The sequence below is a fragment of the Providencia sp. PROV182 genome (assembly GCF_028480325.1).
GTDB classification, from domain to species: domain Bacteria; phylum Pseudomonadota; class Gammaproteobacteria; order Enterobacterales; family Enterobacteriaceae; genus Providencia; species Providencia hangzhouensis.
The window spans coordinates 135823-155779 of record NZ_JAMPOL010000013.1 but is presented as its reverse complement, the minus strand read 5'-3'; the positions used below and the strand labels follow the sequence as shown (position 1 = coordinate 155779).

The 19957-nt window shown below is 43.0% G+C and carries 14 protein-coding genes; 9 read left to right on the top strand and 5 right to left on the bottom strand.

From position 1 onward, the window contains the following. Positions 1-831, bottom strand: a complete 831-nt coding sequence (gene fdhD, locus PR834_RS12400; protein ID WP_272536683.1) for a formate dehydrogenase accessory sulfurtransferase FdhD — start codon at positions 829-831, stop codon at positions 1-3. Positions 832-1005: 174 nt separating this feature from the next. Here fdhD and fdnG point away from each other — a divergent pair, with 174 nt between their 5' ends. The 8 genes from fdnG (at position 1006) to PR834_RS12360 (ending at position 13655) form a co-directional block, all read left to right on the top strand. Further along, the gene (gene fdnG, locus PR834_RS12395; protein WP_094961978.1) at positions 1006-4053 is read left to right on the top strand and encodes a formate dehydrogenase-N subunit alpha; all 3048 of its coding nucleotides are present in this window, start codon (positions 1006-1008) and stop codon (positions 4051-4053) included. An 11-nt stretch (positions 4054-4064) separates the two neighbouring features. After that, the gene (gene fdxH, locus PR834_RS12390) at positions 4065-5009 is read left to right on the top strand and encodes a formate dehydrogenase subunit beta (RefSeq protein WP_004906826.1); all 945 of its coding nucleotides are present in this window, start codon (positions 4065-4067) and stop codon (positions 5007-5009) included. Further along, complete coding sequence (fdoI, locus tag PR834_RS12385; RefSeq protein ID WP_094961977.1) at positions 5006-5662, top strand: formate dehydrogenase cytochrome b556 subunit; 657 nt, start codon at positions 5006-5008, stop codon at positions 5660-5662. The genes fdxH and fdoI overlap by 4 nt, the downstream gene beginning before the upstream one ends. A gap of 656 nt (positions 5663-6318) precedes the next feature. Beyond that, a complete protein-coding gene (gene frc / locus PR834_RS12380) occupies positions 6319-7569 on the top strand; it encodes a formyl-CoA transferase (RefSeq protein WP_004906213.1) in 1251 nt (416 codons plus the stop codon). Positions 7570-7633: 64 nt separating this feature from the next. Next, a complete protein-coding gene (oxc, locus tag PR834_RS12375; protein ID WP_094961976.1) occupies positions 7634-9337 on the top strand; it encodes an oxalyl-CoA decarboxylase in 1704 nt (567 codons plus the stop codon). A 105-nt stretch (positions 9338-9442) separates the two neighbouring features. Next, the gene (yfdV, locus tag PR834_RS12370) at positions 9443-10387 is read left to right on the top strand and encodes a transporter YfdV (RefSeq protein WP_004906833.1); all 945 of its coding nucleotides are present in this window, start codon (positions 9443-9445) and stop codon (positions 10385-10387) included. Positions 10388-10462: 75 nt separating this feature from the next. Further along, positions 10463-11719 carry a formyl-CoA transferase gene (gene frc, locus PR834_RS12365; protein ID WP_110592769.1) on the top strand — a complete coding sequence of 419 codons (1257 nt, stop codon included), beginning with the start codon at positions 10463-10465 and terminating at the stop codon, positions 11717-11719. Positions 11720-11921: 202 nt separating this feature from the next. Then, a complete protein-coding gene (locus PR834_RS12360; RefSeq protein WP_144140284.1) occupies positions 11922-13655 on the top strand; it encodes a nitrilase-related carbon-nitrogen hydrolase in 1734 nt (577 codons plus the stop codon). 61 nt (positions 13656-13716) lie between these two features. Here the strand turns inward: PR834_RS12360 and PR834_RS12355 are convergent, their stop codons facing one another. From PR834_RS12355 to manD, 4 genes are all read right to left on the bottom strand, one after another. After that, positions 13717-15204 (bottom strand): mannitol dehydrogenase family protein, encoded by a 1488-nt coding sequence (locus PR834_RS12355; RefSeq protein WP_272536682.1) that lies wholly within the window; start codon positions 15202-15204, stop codon positions 13717-13719. After that, a complete protein-coding gene (locus tag PR834_RS12350; protein ID WP_004906200.1) occupies positions 15185-16594 on the bottom strand; it encodes an MFS transporter in 1410 nt (469 codons plus the stop codon). The genes PR834_RS12355 and PR834_RS12350 overlap by 20 nt, the downstream gene beginning before the upstream one ends. A 62-nt stretch (positions 16595-16656) precedes the next feature. Then, positions 16657-17679 (bottom strand): Zn-dependent oxidoreductase, encoded by a 1023-nt coding sequence (locus tag PR834_RS12345; protein WP_094961972.1) that lies wholly within the window; start codon positions 17677-17679, stop codon positions 16657-16659. Positions 17680-17703: 24 nt separating this feature from the next. Continuing rightward, a complete protein-coding gene (manD, locus tag PR834_RS12340; RefSeq protein ID WP_164456242.1) occupies positions 17704-18918 on the bottom strand; it encodes a D-mannonate dehydratase ManD in 1215 nt (404 codons plus the stop codon). Between the two features lie 282 nt (positions 18919-19200). Here manD and PR834_RS12335 point away from each other — a divergent pair, with 282 nt between their 5' ends. Beyond that, on the top strand, positions 19201-19947 hold the full coding sequence (locus tag PR834_RS12335; protein WP_004906196.1) for an FCD domain-containing protein: 747 nt from the start codon (positions 19201-19203) through the stop codon (positions 19945-19947). Positions 19948-19957: the final 10 nt, after the last annotated feature.

Below are 19957 nucleotides of genomic sequence, written 5' to 3'. Positions count from 1 at the left end.
TTAATCTTTAATTCGACTCCCATGCGTAAACACTGTCGCTTTCCCCTGACGACAAAATCCAACTAACGTTAAGTTGGCTTTCTCTGCTACCTCAATAGCAAGCGCGGTGGCAGCAGAAACGGCAAATAAAATTTCAGCGCCACAACTGGCTGCCTTTTGCACCATTTCATAGCTGGCACGGCTGGAAACCAGTACTGCACCTTGTTGCCATTGGTTGCGATGTTTCATACCCAAAAGTTTATCGAGTGCAACATGGCGACCGACATCTTCGCATCCACCGACTAATTGCCCTTCTGGTGAAATCCATGCGGCCGCATGGGTACAACCTGTCAGCGCACCAATCTCTTGCACTTTTTTCAATTCATGTAATGCATTATCAAGGTGCGAGAGAGAAAAGGTTTGGGTGAAAGGTAGCGGGGCGATCAGTTTGAAAATTTCTTCAAGTTGTTCTGTTCCACAAATACCACAGCCCGTACGCCCCGCTAGATTACGACGACGTTCTTTTAACTCCATAAACCGGCGGCTAGATAATTCAACTTGTACTTCAATTCCGCGGTTGCAGCCTTCAACGATATCAATTCCACGAATTTCATCACCTGACTGTATTATTCCTTCCGAAAGGGAGAACCCGATAGCAAAATCCGCCAAATCTTTTGGCGTCGCCATCATCACTACGTGAGATATGCCATTGAAGACTAAAGCAACAGGATATTCCTCCGCAACATAATCATTAACGGGTAAATTAAGGTTGCCTTTTTGTTGCACGGTTGTTTGGTTTAAGCCAATCATTTTGATTAATTTGGAGTCATTTGTAGTATTTGTTTCATACATTAGATGAATTCCTAGCATTAATGATACATAATATTAATTATGGGTAAAAAGAATTTACACCATTTGCCAGGCAATGAACCTGGATACGTAAGGAAGACGTTGAATAAGAACAGTTTACCTGATTATCGCGATTGACGTTAGGTAAACATGAGCAATGTAAATGAGGAGATCCCCATGCAAGTCAGCAGAAGGCAGTTCTTTAAGATCTGCGCTGGCGGTATGGCAGGTACGACTGCAGCGGCTTTGGGTTTTGCACCCGCTACCGCGTTAGCGTCAACGCGCCAGTATAAATTACTGCGTGCGAAGGAAACCAGAAATACCTGTACCTACTGTTCTGTCGGCTGTGGGCTGTTAATGTACAGCCTCGGTGATGGCGCGAAAAATGCAAAAGAGAGCATTTTCCATATTGAAGGGGACCCGGATCATCCGGTAAACCGTGGTGCACTTTGTCCGAAAGGTGCTGGACTTATCGATTTCATCCACAGTGAAAGCCGCTTGAAATACCCAGAAGTGCGTGAGCCGGGTACCAATGAGTGGAAACGTATCACGTGGAACGACGCGTTTGACCGTATCGCTAAGTTAATGAAAGAAGACCGTGATGCGAACTTTATTGAGAAAAATAAAGAGGGTGTCACCGTTAACCGTTGGCTGACCACTGGTATGCTGTGCGCATCGGCGGGTAGTAACGAAAGTGGATTTGTAACACAAAAATTTACCCGCGCTCTCGGCATGCTTGCCGTCGATAACCAAGCGCGTGTCTGACACGGACCAACGGTAGCAAGTCTTGCTCCAACATTTGGTCGCGGTGCGATGACCAACCACTGGGTTGACATTAAAAATGCAAACCTAGTTGTCGTTATGGGTGGTAATGCGGCAGAAGCGCATCCAGTCGGTTTCCGCTGGGCGATGGAAGCTAAAATCCATAATAAAGCCAAATTAATTGTGATTGACCCACGCTTTACCCGTACTGCGGCAGTGGCGGATTTTTACACGCCTATCCGTTCTGGTACAGATATCGCGTTCTTATCAGGTGTTATCAAATACTTACTGGATAATGAAAAAATTCAGCGTGAATACGTGGAAGCGTATACCAACGCCAGTTTAGTTATCCGTGAAGATTATGGTTTTGATGATGGTTTGTTCACAGGTTATGACGAAGAAAAACGTCAATATGACAAAACCACGTGGAACTATGAGATGGATGAAAACGGCCTTGCGCTGCGTGATCCGACTCTGAAACATCCACGCTGTGTGTTAAACCTATTAAAAGAGCACGTCAGCCGTTATACACCTGAAGTGGTGAATAACATCTGTGGGACGCCAATTAAAGACTTCCTACAAGTTTGTGAGTATTTGGCTGAAACCAGTGCTAAAGATAAAACAGCCTCGTTCTTATACGCATTAGGTTGGACTCAACATACTGTGGGTGCGCAAAATATCCGTACCATGGCGATGATCCAATTACTGCTGGGTAATATGGGGATGTTAGGCGGTGGTGTAAATGCCCTGCGTGGACACTCCAATATCCAAGGCTTGACTGACTTAGGCTTATTGTCACAAAGCTTGCCGGGTTATTTGACCTTACCATCAGAAAAACAAACGACATTAGAAAGTTACTTAGCTGCAAACACGCCAAAAGCGACGGTTGAAGGCCAGGTAAACTATTGGGGTAACTACCCGAAATTCTTTGTTAGTTTGATGAAGACGTTCTATGGCGATAAAGCGCAGAAAGAAAATAATTGGGGCTTTGATTTATTACCGAAATGGGATCAAGGCTACGATGTACTGCGTTATTTCGAAATGATGGATAAAGGGGAAGTGAATGGCTATATCTGCCAAGGCTTTAACCCAGTAGCCTCATTCCCGAATAAAAATAAAGTCATTAAATCACTTTCTAAGCTGAAATATTTAATCACCGTTGACCCGCTGAACACCGAAACGTCGAATTTCTGGCAAAACCACGGCGAAATGAATGATGTGAACCCGGCAGAAATTCAAACTACCGTATTCCGTCTGCCATCTTGCTGTTTTGCTGAAGAAAATGGTTCGATTGTGAACTCGGCACGTTGGTTACAGTGGCACTGGAAAGGTGCGGATGCCCCAGGTGAAGCTATCAGTGATGGTGAAATCCTGTCTGGTATTTTCCACCGTTTACGCCAACTGTATGCCTCTGAAGGCGGTGCGGTACCTGAACAAGTTCTAAGTATGACTTGGAATTACTTCGACCGCGATAACCCAACACCAGAAGAAGTTGCTCAAGAAAACAATGGCTATGCTTTAGTTGACTTGAAAGATGCTGATGGCAACGTTATTGCGAAAAAAGGTGAGTTGCTGAGCTCGTTTGCACAGTTACGTGATGACGGTACCACCGCGAGTGGCTGCTGGATATTTACAGGTAGCTGGACGCCAAAAGGCAACCAAATGGCTAACCGTGATAACTCTGACCCAACAGGTCTGGGGAATACATTAGGTTGGGCATGGGCGTGGCCTCTGAACCGCCGTGTGATTTATAACCGTGCATCAGCAGACCCAATGGGTAAACCATGGGATCCAAAACGCCAAATCCTCGAGTGGAATGGTAGCAAATGGATAGGAATGGATATTCCTGACTATAGCAATGCCGCGCCGGGAAGTGGTGTTGGTCCGTTTATCATGCAACCGGAAGGTATGGGGCGTCTATTCGCACTGGATAAAATGGCCGAAGGCCCATTCCCAGAGCACTATGAACCAATTGAAACGCCATTGGATACCAATCCACTGCACCCGAAAGTTGTGTCAAACCCTGCGGCTCGTGTGTTTAAAGACGACTGGGCCCAAATGGGTAAAGCGACAGAATTCCCTTATGTGGGAACCACTTATCGCTTGACTGAACATTTCCACTATTGGACAAAACATGCTTTGCTAAATGCCATCATTCAGCCACAGCAGTTCATTGAAATTGGTGAGCGTCTGGCGAATGAAAAAGGTATTAAACAAGGCGATACGGTGAAAGTCAGCTCTAAACGGGGTTATATCAAAGCGAAAGCCGTGGTCACCAAACGTATTCATACGCTGAAAGTGGCAGGTAAAGATATCGATACAATCGGTATTCCTATTCACTGGGGCTTTGAAGGTTTGGCTGTGAAAGGCTTTATCGCGAACACGTTAACGCCGTTTGTCGGTGATGCGAATACTCAGACACCGGAATTTAAATCGTTCCTTGTCAATGTGGAAAAGGTGTAAGGAGATAAATTATGTCAATGCAATCTCAGGACATTATTCGTCGCTCTGCCACCAATTCCCTGACTCCCGCACCTCAGGTGCGGGATTATAAGGAAGAAGTTGCAAAGCTTATCGATGTGACGACCTGTATCGGCTGTAAAGCTTGTCAGGTCGCCTGTTCCGAATGGAACGATATCCGTGACAAGATCGGGACTAACGTTGGTGTATATGATAACCCAACAGATTTAACCGCTAAGTCATGGACGGTAATGCGCTTCTCTGAAGTGGAAGAGAACGATAAATTTGAATGGCTGATCCGTAAAGATGGTTGTATGCACTGTGCTGACCCGGGCTGTCTGAAGGCGTGCCCTTCGGAAGGCGCGATAGTACAGTACAAAAACGGTATCGTTGACTTCCAATCGGAACACTGTATTGGTTGTGGTTATTGTATTGCGGGTTGCCCGTTTGATGTACCACGTATTAACCCAGAAGATAACCGTGCATACAAATGTACGCTGTGCGTTGACCGTGTTGAAGTCGGTCAAGAACCTGCATGTGTGAAAACATGTCCAACGGGTGCTATCCACTTCGGTAGCAAAGAAGACATGATTAACATGGCTGGTGAGCGTGTTGAAGAGCTGAAAACCCGTGGTTATGCGAATGCAGGTTTATATGACCCAGAGGGCGTTGGTGGTACGCACGTGATGTACGTTCTGCACCATGCAGATAAACCTCAGTTGTATCACGGATTACCAGAAAACCCGACAATCAGCCCAACAGTGACTTTCTGGAAAGGTATCTGGAAACCGTTAGCAGCGGTTGGTTTTGCTGCAACATTTGCGGCGGCCATCTTCCACTATGTGGGTATTGGTCCAAACCGCGTCTCCAAAAAAGATGAAGAAGAGGCTTTAGAAGATTTGCATAATGCAATGTCATCTGACACTTCGAAATCAAAAGAAGGGGAGGATCAGAAATGATGCCAGATGATAACGACAAAATTATCCGCCACAAGCCGATTGAAAGGATCAATCACTGGGCGGTTGTGATTTGCTTTTTGTTCACGGCAATCAGTGGGTTAGGGTTCTTTTTCCCTTCACTAAACTGGTTTATGAATATTTTAGGCACACCACAACTGTCGCGAATTTTGCATCCATTTGTGGGTACGGCGATGTTCTTGCTGTTCGTATTTATGTTCTTCCGCTATTTCCACCATAACTTCATTAATAAAGAAGATATCAAGTGGGCAAAAAATATCGGCAAAGTACTGAAAAACGAAGAGGCGGGCGATGTCGGCCAATATAACCTCGGTCAGAAAGGGGTGTATTGGGTTGTCACTATCTGCTTATTAGCGCTGGTGGTCACGGGAGTGATTATGTGGCGCCCTTATTTTGCAGATTACTTCCCAATCCCTGTTTATCGTGCAGCGATTCTTATTCACTCACTCTCTGCGATTGCGTTGATCATCATGATTGTGGTTCACGCTTATGCAGCGATTTGGGTGAAAGGTTCAGTACGTGCGATGGTTGAAGGTTGGGTGACTCGTGGTTGGGCTAGAAAACACCATCCATTGTGGTACCGCCAGCTTTTGGAAAAAGAAAAACAGCAAAAACAGCAACAAGAGAAAAACTAAGTTTTATTATTGTTGTTATCAAACCCACAAATGACTAATGTTATTTGTGGGTTTTTTATATCTAAAAAATATAAATATTCAATTTATTTGAAAGAAATAAAATTAGATATATTTATTTGATGACCTGTTTGCGATTTATTATCATTATAGTTAATCAAAATAAGATTAATAAAAAAATACACATCAAATAAAGATGCTCTTATTTCGCGTATGATTTACAATTTTTTTAAACCAATAATAAACAAATAAACATTTATTCGTTTTTATGTTATGTAAAAAAAAGACATCAACCCTTTAATTTATTGATAATAAACTATTTTTGTGATTGTTGTTTTTTTGTGAATAGCTATTGAATATTGATATTAGATCAATAAAGGTCTATCTTAAATGGTCACTGCTGATTAATTCGAGACTTTGTTTTTTATTTTAATTTAAAAGTAAACTAATGTTCTGATATTTGTTTTTTTTAAGAATGTTATAATGCATATATATTAAAAGAATTAATTGCTGGACATTGGTGATATTATTTAATAAAAATAGTAATGTAATTATTAATAAATATAAAAATAGTCATATATTCAAATATCTTTTTAACACAGCTAAATAATAGAACCCTAATTCATTCCATTTACGATAGCTAAATAAAGAGGTACCACATGGATCTTCCTTTACAAGGTATTAAAGTACTGGATTTCACCGGTGTACAATCAGGACCATCTTGTACTCAAATGTTAGCGTGGTTCGGCGCAGATGTTATTAAGATTGAGCGCCCTGGAGTTGGAGATGTCACGCGTAACCAATTAAGGGATATACCTGATGTGGATGCGCTGTATTTCACGATGCTTAATAGTAATAAGCGATCAGTGGAATTAAATACAAAAACTCCAGAAGGTAAAGAGGTTATGGAGCGGCTGATTAAGCAAGCCGACGTCCTCGTTGAGAACTTCCATCCAGGTGCAATTGACCATATGGGTTTCACTTGGGAGCACATTCAAGAATTAAATCCTCGTTTGATTTTCGGTTCCATCAAAGGTTTTGATGAAGACTCTCCTTATGCAGATGTTAAAGCTTATGAAAACGTTGCCCAAGCCGCAGGTGGTGCCGCATCAACCACAGGGTTTTGGGACGGCCCGCCATTAGTGAGCGCCGCAGCATTAGGTGATAGTAATACAGGTATGCACTTGCTCATTGGCTTACTCGCAGCGTTATTACATCGCGAGAAAACAGGAAAAGGCCAGCGAGTGACTATGTCGATGCAAGATGCCGTACTCAACTTGTGCCGTGTCAAACTTCGTGACCAGCAACGTTTAGAGAAAATTGGCTACCTTGAAGAATATCCACAATACCCAAATGGCACATTTGGTGATGCAGTTCCTCGTGGCGGTAATGCTGGCGGTGGTGGCCAGCCTGGCTGGATCTTAAAATGTAAAGGCTGGGAAACTGACCCAAATGCTTATATTTATTTTACTATCCAAGAGCAGGACTGGGAGCAAACCTGTATCGCTATTGGTAAGCCTGAATGGGCAACTGACCCCGCTTACAATACACCAAAGGCTCGTCAACCTCATATCTTTGATATTTTTGCTGAAATTGAAAAATTCTTAGCGGATAAAGATAAACATGAAGCGGTCGAGTACTTAAGTAAATACGGTGTACCTTGTGCTCCTGTACTCAGTATGCGTGAAATAGCACGAGACCAATCTCTGCGTAAGAGCGGAAGTATTGTTGAAGTTGAGCAGCCAAAACGAGGGACTTACTTGACGGTGGGTTGCCCGATGAAATTCTCCTCATTTACACCCGATATCAAAAGCGCACCATTGTTGGGTGAGCATACAGAGCAAGTCCTAACTGAGTTAGGTTATAGCGCAGATGAAATTGCGACTATGCGAGCGAACAAAGCGATCTAATTTTAAATATTGGGGTGAGAAATCACTCCATTTAATCTTTTAATCAGTTATTTATGAGGTAGACATGTCTGCTGATCAAACCCAAAACCTGACTGATGGTATGCATATTATTGTCGATGCACTTAAAAAAAATGGCATTGATACAATCTACGGTGTTGTTGGAATTCCAGTGACTGACATGGCAAGGCATGCGCAAGCTGAAGGTATTCGCTATATTGGTTTCCGCCATGAGCAATCTGCGGGTAACGCAGCTGCAATCAGTGGTTTTATTACCCAAAAACCGGGTATCTGTTTAACGGTTTCGGCGCCGGGTTTCTTGAATGGTATGGTTGCTCTTGCTAATGCAACGACCAATGGTTTTCCAATGATTCAAATCAGTGGCTCAAGCGACAGAGCGATAATTGATTTGCAGCAGGGTGATTACGAAGAGTTAGACCAAATGAACACGGCAAAACCCTTTGTAAAAGCGTCTTATCGTGTGAATAAACCTGAGGATCTTGGTATCGCACTAGCCCGGGCAATCCGAGCTTCGGTATCAGGTCGTCCTGGTGGGGTTTATCTTGATTTAACAACGGAAGTGTTGTCTGCCGTGATGGACAAGGACGCAGCGGATAAAACCATTTTTACAGTTGAAGACCCTGCACCAAGACAAATTCCATCACCAGATTCAGTGAATAAAGCCCTTAAGTTGCTCGCCTCGGCTAAGCGACCATTAATTATTTTGGGTAAAGGTGCAGCTTATGCCCAAGCGGATGACAATATTCGTCAATTTATTGAAACAACCGGTATCCCTTATTTACCGATGTCAATGGCTAAGGGGCTGCTGCCAGATACACATCCCCTATCAGCCGCATCAGCTCGCTCATATGCCTTATCCAGTGCAGATGTTGTGGTATTAATGGGAGCACGTCTTAACTGGTTACTTGACCATGGTAAAGGTAAGCATTGGTCACCAGAAACGCAATTTATTCAGTTAGATATTGAACCTTCCGAAATTGATAGTAACCGCCCAATAGCGGCCCCAGTTGTTGGTGATATTTACTCCAGTATTGAGTCATTATTGGCAGGACTTAAATCAACCCCTGTTAAATCACCAACAGAATGGATTGTCAGTATTGATGAGCACAAGAAAATCAATGTCGAGAAAATGGCAGTTAAGTTAAACACTGACACTTCCCCGATGAATTACTTCAACGCATTACGTGCAATCCGTGATGTGCTGGTCGATCACCAAGATGTTTATGTCGTCAATGAAGGCGCTAACACGCTTGATAATGGGCGAAATATTATTGATATGTACCAACCACGTAAACGCTTAGATTGTGGAACCTGGGGCGTTATGGGGGTCGGAATGGGTTATGCAGTGGGAGCCGCTGTAACAAGTGGTAAGCCTGTTGTGGCGATTGAAGGCGATAGTGCTTTTGGCTTTAGTGGTATGGAAATCGAAACGATTTGTCGCTACAAATTGCCTGTCACTATTTTGATTTTCAATAATGGTGGGATTTACCGTGGTGATGGAGTAAACCTCCATGGTGATCAAGATCCTTCTCCTACCGTTTTAATGGGCGGAGCGCGTTATGACAAAATGATTGAGGCTTTTGGTGGCATCGGCTACCAAGCAACAACACCTGCTGAGGTACAAGAAGCCTTGAGGGCCGGTTTAGCATCGGGTCATCCAACTTTGATAAATGTTGTTATTGACCCTGCAGTTGGAACGGAAAGTGGCCATATTGGTAATTTAAATCCGAAGTCTGTCGTAAAAAATTAACGCAGCATAACGTTAACTAACAAAGATAACCCTACGCGGCTCATTTTTAATGAGTGGCGTACGGGGTCTTATTGCCAAAAATAGGTGGGTCTTATGGCTGATTTTATGTATAAGATTTTTATGAGCGACCTATTACCTATCATTATTATTATGGTATTAGGTTATGTGAGTGGTAAACGAAATGTGTTTACCAGTGACCAAGCGAAAGCATTTAATAAGTTGGTATTAAATTACGCATTACCTGCTGCATTATTTGTTTCTATCGCACGCGCTAATCGAGAAATGATATTTGCAGACGCTAAATTGACTATTATTTCATTTGTGGTCTTGCTCGTTTGTTTCTTTTTCTCTTTCTTTAGCTGTAAATATATTTTTAAACATAGTCGTGGCGAAGCTGCGGTATGTGCATTAATTGCAGGTTCACCGACAATTGGTTTCTTAGGGTTTGCGGTTCTAGACCCTATTTATGGTGAAACTGTTTCAACTGGGTTAGTTGTCGCTATTATTTCCATCATCGTTAATGCCATTACAATCCCTATTGGCCTATTCCTACTGAACCCATCTGATGCGGAAGGGAAAAAGGGTGGTGGCGGTATGGATGCATTAATATCCGCCTTTAAAGAACCCGTCGTATGGGCTCCGGTACTTGCGACCGCACTGGTATTGGTTGGTGTGAAAATTCCTACCGTTTGGGACCCAACATTTGATTTAATTGCGAAAGCAAACTCCGGTGTTGCGGTATTTGCTGCCGGTCTGACATTAGCCGCTAATAAGTTCGAGTTCGATGGTGAGATTGTTTATAACACGTTATTAAAGCTAGTTTTAATGCCAGGGTTAATGCTACTGGCGGGTATGATGTTTAATATGGGAACAGAGCAACTGCAAATGATGGTATTAGCTGGGGCATTGCCACCTGCGTTCTCTGGAATAATTATTGCAAGTCGCTTTAACCTGTATACCCGGACAGGAACTGCGTCGCTGGCGGTGAGTGTACTTGGTTTTATCATCGCAGCTCCAGCGTGGATCTACATCTCTCGACTCGTTTCATAGAAAGAGTCAATAGGGCAAAATGAGTTGCCATGGCGTGAGAAATGACGCCATGGCAGTTTTGTAAAAAGGTGAATTATGACTTCTTCAAAACCGCTTGATGGGATACGCGTTCTTGATTTTACTGGGGTTCAGTCAGGCCCGTCATGTACACAAATGCTTGCTTGGTTCGGTGCTGATGTGATCAAAATTGAACGCCCAGGCGTTGGGGATGTGACACGTAATCAATTGCGAGATATCCCTGATGTGGATGCGCTGTATTTTACGATGTTAAACAGTAACAAACGCTCTTTAGAGCTCAACACCAAAACGCCAGAGGGAAAAGCCGTGATGGAGAAACTAATACGTCAATCTGATGTATTAGTTGAAAATTTTCATCCGGGGGCTATCGACCATATGGGGTTTACGTGGGAGCACATCCAAGAACTCAATCCTCGATTAATTTTTGGCTCAATCAAAGGGTTTAATGAAAATTCGCCCTATGCGAATGTGAAAGCCTATGAAAATGTTGCTCAATCTGCTGGTGGTTCAGCATCAACGACGGGTTTTCCTGATGGCCCTCCGACCGTAAGTGCTGCGGCATTGGGGGATAGTAATACGGGTATGCATTTATTGATAGGCATACTGACGGCATTATTACACCGTGAAAAAACAGGTAAAGGGCAACGCGTTACCATGTCAATGCAAGATGCGGTGCTTAATTTATGTCGTGTGAAATTACGTGACCAACAACGTTTAGAAAAACTCGGTTTCTTAGAGGAATACCCTCAATACCCAAATGGCACATTTGGTGATGCGGTTCCTCGTGGCGGGAATGCGAGTGGTGGTGGCCAGCCGGGAACGATGCTCAAATGTAAAGGCAGCGATGTTGACCCAAATGCCTATATTTATTTTATTAATCAAGACCATAATTGGGAAAATACCTGTGATGCTATTGGGCGCCCAGAATGGAAAACCGATCCTGCTTTTGCCACTACACAGGCACGTGCAAGTCATATCCAAGATGTATGGGATGCAATTGAAGAAATCGCTAAAGACAAAGATAAACATGCACTAACTGATTATTTTGATCAGTTTGATGTGCCATGTTCTGCAGTATTAAGTATGAAAGAAATTATGGATGACCCTTCTTTGCGTCGTAGTGGTTCGATTGTCGAAGTTCAACAACCAAAACGAGGCTCATATTTAACGGTGGGTTGCCCAATGAAATTTTCAGCGTTTATCCCTGAAATTAAAAGTGCTCCATTGCTTGGGGAACATAATAGCGAAGTATTAAAAGAGCTTGGTTATAGTGATGAACAAATTATGGAAATGAAAAAAAATAATGTTATTTAATTAATAATATTAAACCCGCTCTTAATATGATTTTCTAAAAAAGCTAATTAATATTAGCGGCTATATTCAGATATTAGATATATTCAAATATAGCCGCTAAATTCAGGCGATTACTACCTCAATCAATTGGAATTATAGAAATATTTTTCCCTATTTAGTTTTTATTTTTTTATTAATAAATTCTTTGAATAAGGATTATTGTATGAGTATTGCTGAAATAAAAAAAAGCAGTAAGGTCGCAGCCGTTGATTTTATTCCTGCATGGGGAGACTTAAATGGGAATATTCAACGTTTAGTCGAAGCGACAGAAAAAGTGGCTACTCAAGGGGTAAATTATGCCGTATTTCCAGAAACGGCAGTGAGTGGTTATTTATTTTCGGACTCTACGGAATTAGCACCTTATTTAGATACTATCCCTGGCAAAACGACTGCTGCAATACTGCCTGTATTGGCTCGAACAGGAATGTATATGAGTGTCGGTATCGCGGAGCGAGATAGCGAAACAGGGCTCGCCTATAATTCAGCCGTTTTGATGGGGCCGGAAGGTATTATTGGTAAATATCGTAAAATAGGCCTGAATTCTCAAGATCAAAAAGTATTTGCACCGGGCAATACTGGTGTCAAAACTTTTGAAACACCGATTGGCCGTATCGCATTATTGATTTGTTATGATGATACCTACTGGCAATACGTTCGATTAGCTGCATTAGAAGGGGCGCAAATCGTTGGTTGGCATTCAGTATCCGACCGAATGATGCCAAATGCCACCCCTGCTGAAATGTTGGGCGACCACTCAACGGTTGCGCATGTACAACATATGAGCGCATTCAATGGGTTGTGGGTTATTTGTGCCACCCGAAGTGGAATTGAAACTAACCCAATTACTAAAGGGCAGCTTTACTATAATGGGGGCTCAAGTGTGTGGTCGCCTTCAGGGCATAAAGTGGCTCAATCTCCCGTGCTTAGCCCGCTAGAGCTAGAACCCGGGCTAAATGGCATATACTGTGCGACGATTGATTTAGACGAAGCAGATAAGCAACGCGATGCATTACTCGCGAAGCGCCGCCCTGAATTATATTTCCCAACACTGGCTTTTCACCGCAGCCCAACAGATATCAATGCGACAGAAACAGTAATACAAACGACACTTATTGCTGCTCAGTGGGAAAAATCTATTTCTAAGTTAGATGCAATTCAAGTGGGAGAAAATGAATTGCTGGTTTTACCCGAGCTCTCTGCGCTTCCTTATACGAATGACCCGAACCTTATTTTGTCCCATGCTGAAAAGCAAGGGGGAGCATTTGAACAAACACTGTGTCAGGCTGCTCATCAAGGAAAAGGCTATATTGTTGGAAGTTATCCTGAAATTGAGATTGATAAAGTGTTCCACACCGTCATTCTTGCGGGCCCATCAGGGGAAATATTAGCCCGCTATCGTGTTACACATCTTAATGAACGGGATAGCGGCTGGGCAACAGCGGGTAGCGCTGTGAGTGTGACAGCAACGCCAATTGGGCGTATTGCACTGGCGGCGGCACATGAATTAGACGTTCCTGAATTAGGGGGATTATACAGTATGTTACGTGCTGATATTCTTGCTGCACCAGCGGGCATCCCATGTGATTTAAAAGTGGAAATTGATAGCCATCTTTTTTCGGTTGAAGAGCCGCCAACAGGGCGTGTCGATTTTATCCCTTATGCAATTGCTACATTAAACCAGTTATGGGTGGTTTGTGGCGGGCGAAACGAGCGTGATTCTACGTCAGCGGCTATTTATGGGCCAGAGCCTGTTGTCCTTACTCCCACATTGACAGCACAAAGAGGGGCTGAAGATGTGCGTTTGCAAGCTCAGGTACCCGCACCTTTTACTTGGATTAACCAAGAACGGTTGGTGAGTGGTCAGCAAGCTATTTGGTTTCCGCCGCTAACACAGTAGATTATAGTTTAAGCGAAGTTTGAGTGAAAAAGGCGGGGGAAACCCGCCTACTAATATGTTATTACAGGGTGTGCTGGTGGTTGAGTGCTTCAATGGTTTTCTTGGCACCGTTATCACGTAGTGAAAGGTAAAATGCAGTCACCTTTTCAGTAAATAGTGAATTATTAACCAGTTCTTCGGTAAACAAACTGTTGAGGGACAGCAATGCGCGAACACGGCTTTCATCATCAGTGCTGTTTGCAACCAGCTCAGCCAATTTTACAGCCTGTGGGTCGCTGACTTGAATTTCTGCGCCATGATCATCTTTTCCGCTGACATAACGCATCCATCCCGCGACGGCTAAGGCTAAATAATCAAATGATTGGCCATTTTTCAGGTGAATTTGGATAGAATCGAGTAAACGTTGGGATAATTTCAACGTTCCATCCATCGCGATTTGCCAAGTGCGATGTTTCAACCCCGTATTTTTAAAACGCTCAATCAGGGCATTAGCATAGGCGGGTAAATCCACATTTTTTATGGATAACGTTGGTGCTTGCTCATTGACCATCAAGTGATAAGCGGCTTTTTCATAAGCGCTATCCTGCATGCACTCATTAATATATTGGTAACCAGCCAAATAACCTAAATAAGCAAGGAAAGAGTGGCTACCATTTAACATGCGCAGCTTCATTTCTTCAAATGGAACGACATCCGTGACTAACTGAGCGCCCGCTTTTTCCCACTCAGGGCGACCTGCGACGAAATTGTCTTCAATCACCCATTGGCGAAATGGCTCACAGGCAATGGCGACTTTGTCAACGACAGGGCCTAGCTGGGATTGAATTTTCTCCGCTGTGTCTGGTGTCATGGCAGGCACAATTCTATCCACCATGGTAGATGGAAAGGTGACATTGGCTTCAATCCAATTGGCCAATGCAATATCCTGTTTTGCAGCCATCGCTAAAATGACATTTTTCGTGATATGACCATTTTCAGGCATATTGTCACAGGACATGACTGTAAATGGTGCAATACCCAGTACCTTACGGCGTTTTAAGGCTTCAACAATCAGACCCGGCAGTGATTTCGGGGTATTTGGTGAGGCTAAATCATGTGCGATAGCGGGGTTCGCAAAATCAATCGAACCTGTCGCGGGCACATAGCAATAACCTTTTTCAGTAACCGTCATGGAAACGATGGCAATATTAGGGTCTAACATGCGATTGATAACGGCATCAATTCCGTGAATGGTTGGGTGTAATGCTTCTTTTACCACACCGACAGTACGGGTTTGCCAATTATCGCCTTGCATTTCAACTACGTTATAAAGGCAGTCTTGAGCGAGTAAATCTTCAATTTGTTGCTCGCCACCGATTAAATTGACCTCACAAAAGCCCCAATCACTCTGCTGTTCCGTAGCTAAAATATCCGCAAAGATGGCTTGGTGGGCGCGGTGGAACGCGCCGAAACCTAAGTGAAGCATTTTTACCTTTACCTGCTCCCTATCATAGCTTGGTACTTTGATTGTGGCGGGTAATTGGTTTAGGTTATTGGTTGACAGTTGCATATTTCACTTTACCTTTTTGTTGTTCAGCCTCTTCAACCGCATCCAACGTGCTGGTTAAATCACGATCTTTCACTTCAGGCATGATAATGGCACTGATTAATGAAATGGCAGAGTAAATGATGATCATGATTGCAATTGGCCACCAGCTTCCGGTGATGCTACAGAAAATACCCGCTAGAACTGGGCCTAAACCAGAGGCAATTAAGCCACCAATTTCTTTGGCCACAGCCATACCAGTAAAACGGTTACGTGAGTTGAACATTTCAGCCATCGTAATATTTTCTAAGGCAAATAATCCGAGTACTGAACAGTTATGAACGATAATAATACAGATGGTAATTAAGCTAACGCTGTTCGCACCATCGACGATGACAGATAACATCGGATAGGCGAGCAACATGGCAGATAAGCTAAGAATAATATAAGGAATACGGCGCCCGAATTTATCAGATAGCAGACCAATCACAGGAATGGTTAGGAAACCGACAACAGAGCTGATCATGATCGCATCAGTTGGAATACTTTTATCAAATAATAAGCTTTGAACTAAATATCCCGCTAAGAAAGTTTGAATTAACCCAGAGTTACCCGCTTGACCGAAACGAATACCAGTTGCTAACCAAAATGCTTTAGATTTAAACATGGCAAAGAAACTTTCTTTCGGTGGCGTTTGTACCGCAACTTTAGCTTCTTGCTCTTCCGTATTTTGTACTTTCTCAAATACAGGGCTTTCTTTCAGATTCAGTCGTAACCACACGGCAAACAGCATCACAACGAAGCTTGCCAAGAAAGGTACACGCCAGCCCCACGCCAGCAAGTCTGATTTGTCTAACCAGAAGAACATAACCGCCCAAATCGCAGTGGCGCTTAATGTGCCGCAGTTTGTCCCCAGACCCACGAGTGAAGCCACAATACCGCGACGGCCTTTTGGTGCATATTCTGCCAGCATGGTACCTGCGCCTGAAATTTCAGCGCCTGCCCCTAGGCCTTGAATAATTCGCAAAAGAACTAATAATAGCGGTGCGAGGATACCTACCTGTGCGTAGGTTGGTAATACCCCGATTAATGTAGTACACACCCCCATCATGGTGATGGTGATAAAGAGTACTTTTTTACGACCGATTCGGTCGCCCATTTGACCAAAGAAAATCGCACCAACAATACGTGCGACATATCCGGCACCGTAAGTTCCCATAGCAAGAATTAATGCCATTGAAGCGGATTGTTCAGGGAAAAATATTTCATGGAAAACAAGTGCTGCGCCTAACGAGTAAAGCTGGAAATCCATAAACTCCAGAGCGGTTCCTAGCCAGCCTGAAACTGCAGCTTTGGTCAGATCGCCAGAGCTGCGTTCCACTTTCCCTGATGGATCAATTGACTGAGTATTCATATTATTATCCTATTAATCACGTAGAGTAGTATCCAAAATCGGATTTAGTTTTTTTAATTAAATTAAAAGGTTAAAAGAATTTTACAGCAGGTCTTCTGGTCTTTTTCAAAGGTTAATATTGCCTCTTGCGCTTCAGTGAATGGGAACTGATGGGTTAAGATTTTTGTTGGGTCAATTTTTTTAGATTCTATCCAGCTAATCACTTCTGGGAATTTTTTGGCATTCAGGCGCGAAGAAAACAATGAAATCTCTTTGCTGGTAATACTTTGCTGTGTAACGGCACTTGCTTCACTTGAAAAGCCCATAATAGAAACTCTTGCCGCAGGGGAAGCAATCAAGATGGCTTCTTGTAAGATAGCGGGATGGCAAGCTGCATCAAGTACTAACGTTGGGCGGAGCCCCAGTGCTTTGAGTTGCTCTGGTAGTGGGGTTTGTGAATTATCAATGACAATATCAGCACCACAATCTTTTGCTCTTGCTAAGCGTTCAGTCACGCGGTCAACTACAATTAAGGTTTTGACCTGATAAACGCCTTTAAGAACCTGTGCGCAGGTTAACCCAATCGTACCCGCACCATAGACTAATGCGACATCATCTTGAGTTGGATGAACATGCGAAGTCACGTTGGCGGCAATAGAGTATGGTTCAACGGTAACGGCACATTCATCGCTGATTGAATCAGGAATGGTATAAGCGTTTGCTGCAGGGACATTAACATATTCAGTGAATCCGCCATCAGTATGAACGCCTAATACTTCTAGTGTCTCGCAAACATTTGGTTTACCAATTGAACATGGGTAGCAATGACCACAACTGAGAACAGGGTCGATAGAGACACGTTCACCAATGCGTTTACTGTCTACGCTGGAACCGACTTTTTCAATGACACCGAAAAATTCATGACCAATCACTCGTGGATATTTTGCAAATGGGTTATGGCCACGGTAGATATGGCTGTCAGAACCACAAATACCGGCTAATCGGACTTTTATTTGTACTTGATTTTCAGTTGGTTCAGGAACTGAACGCTCTTCAATCAATAATGTATTAGGTTCTTTAATTACTACCGATTTTACAGCTTTCATATTTAACTCCGAATAAAATAAAAATTACCAGTTCCACAACGTGCCGTCTTCGAGACGAGCAACTGGAAGATAAGCTGGGTTGTACGGGTATTTCGCTGCCAGTTTTTCATCAAAATCGATACCTAAACCGGGCTTATCACTTGGGTGCATATAACCATCGTTGAACGTCCAGTTGGTCGTAAATACGGACAACATTTCTTCGGAGTAGCCCATAAACTCTTGAACGCCGAAATTTGGTACCCATAGATCAAAGTGTAAGGCGGCAGCATGGCAAATTGGGGATAGGTCAGATGGACCATGAGAACCGGTTCTAACTTGGTAAAGTGAAGCGAAATCAGCAATCCGGCGCATACCCGTGATCCCTCCAGCATGCGTGATTGTGGTGCGGATATAATCGATGAGTTGCTCTTCAATCAATTGTTTACAATCCCAAATGCTATTAAAAACTTCACCTACAGCGATTGGGGTGACGGTATGTTGACGAATTAATCTAAAACAAGCTTGGTTTTCCGCTGGTGTTGGGTCTTCCATCCAAAATAATCGATAATCTTCAATACTTTTACCGAAGCGAGCTGCTTCAATAGGGGTCAAGCGATGGTGCATATCGTGTAGAAGGTGCTCATTGAAGCCATATTTGTCCCGAACGGCTTCAAACAGTTTGGGCATAAAATCGAGGTATTTTTCGGTTGACCAAAATTGCTCTTCAGGGTGATGGCCTTTTGTGGCAGGTTCATAAGCAAGGTTTTTTCCTTTACTCTGCCCATAGGTGGTTGCCATTCCTGGTATGCCGCACTGCACACGGATCGCTTTAAAACCTTTTTCTTTATATTTCGCGTAGTTATCTAGTGTTTCGGCAATATCGGTACCCGTGGTATGGCAATAAACCATCACTCCTTCACGAGAAGCGCCACCGAGTAATTGATAGACTGGAAGGTTGGCAATTTTGCCTTTAATATCCCACAGTGCCATATCAATCGCAGAAATGGCGGACATCGTAACTGGGCCTCTACGCCAGTAAGCTCCCTTATAGAAGAACTGATAAATATCTTCAATTTTATGTGGGTCACGGCCTATCAACTGAGGACAGAGGTGATCTTGAAGATAGGATGCCACTGAGAGTTCTCTCCCGTTAAGGGTGGCATCACCTAGTCCATATATGCCTTCATCGGTGGTAATTTTTAATGTGACAAAATTACGACCGGGGCTACATATAAAGACTTCTGCTTTTATGATTTTCATTTTGGCCTAAATCCCTATTACTTGTTAACCAACTGATCAACCAAATCACCCCGAATTACTCAAACTGGTTTATTTATTGGTTAACCAAATTTTCTTTTTTTCACTCTATCAATCGGTAAATTAAAAAACAATGACTAAAAAGACGACAATAAGTGAATCTGATCACAAATTGGTTAACTAATTTTGTGGAAATAGTGGATAAATTGGTTGACCATTGTGGTGAGGGACGATAATCTACAATGGAAGAACTAAATTTAATTCGACAACGCGTTGTACATATATATGAAAACTCAATACCGCTCGTACCAATACCTAGGTCAGCAGTTAAAAGAGCTCATTGCATCTGGTGAATATCCGATAGGAAGTCGTTTAATGCCAGAGCGTGAGATCGCTAAAAAATATGATGTTAGTCGCTCATTGGTACGTGAAGCACTCATCATGTTAGAAATTGAAAAATTGGTTTCTATCAAGAAAGGTTCTGGTGTTTATGTCATCAATCACCCAGATCTATTAATTGATGAAGTCAAAAGCTTAGACCATGGCCCTTTTGAAATACTGCAAGCTCGCCAAGTGATTGAAAGTGCGATAGCTGCATGTGCGGCCTTGTCAGCAACAAAAGCCGATATCCAAGAGATCCGCGCATTACTAGAGGATGAGCGAATCAAAGTTGCGAATAATGAAAGTGACGATGCGAATGATCATAAGTTTCATGTGTTAATTGCTCGCGCAAGCAAGAACGACATGATGGCGAAGATTATTGATGATATCTGGGCTGTGCGGTTACAAAGCCCTATGTGGGATAAGCTACATGAGCATATCGACAATACGACTTACCGGAAGAAGTGGTTGATTGATCATGAAAATATTTTAAATGCACTACAAAAACGTGATCCTGAATTGGCTAAAAAAGAGATGTGGCAGCATTTAGAGAATGTCAAAAATACGCTAATGCAGCTTTCTGATTTTGATGACCCCAATTTTGATGGTTACTTATTTGAAACAATTCCTTATCAGACTATTTTTGAATAATCGCAGGAGA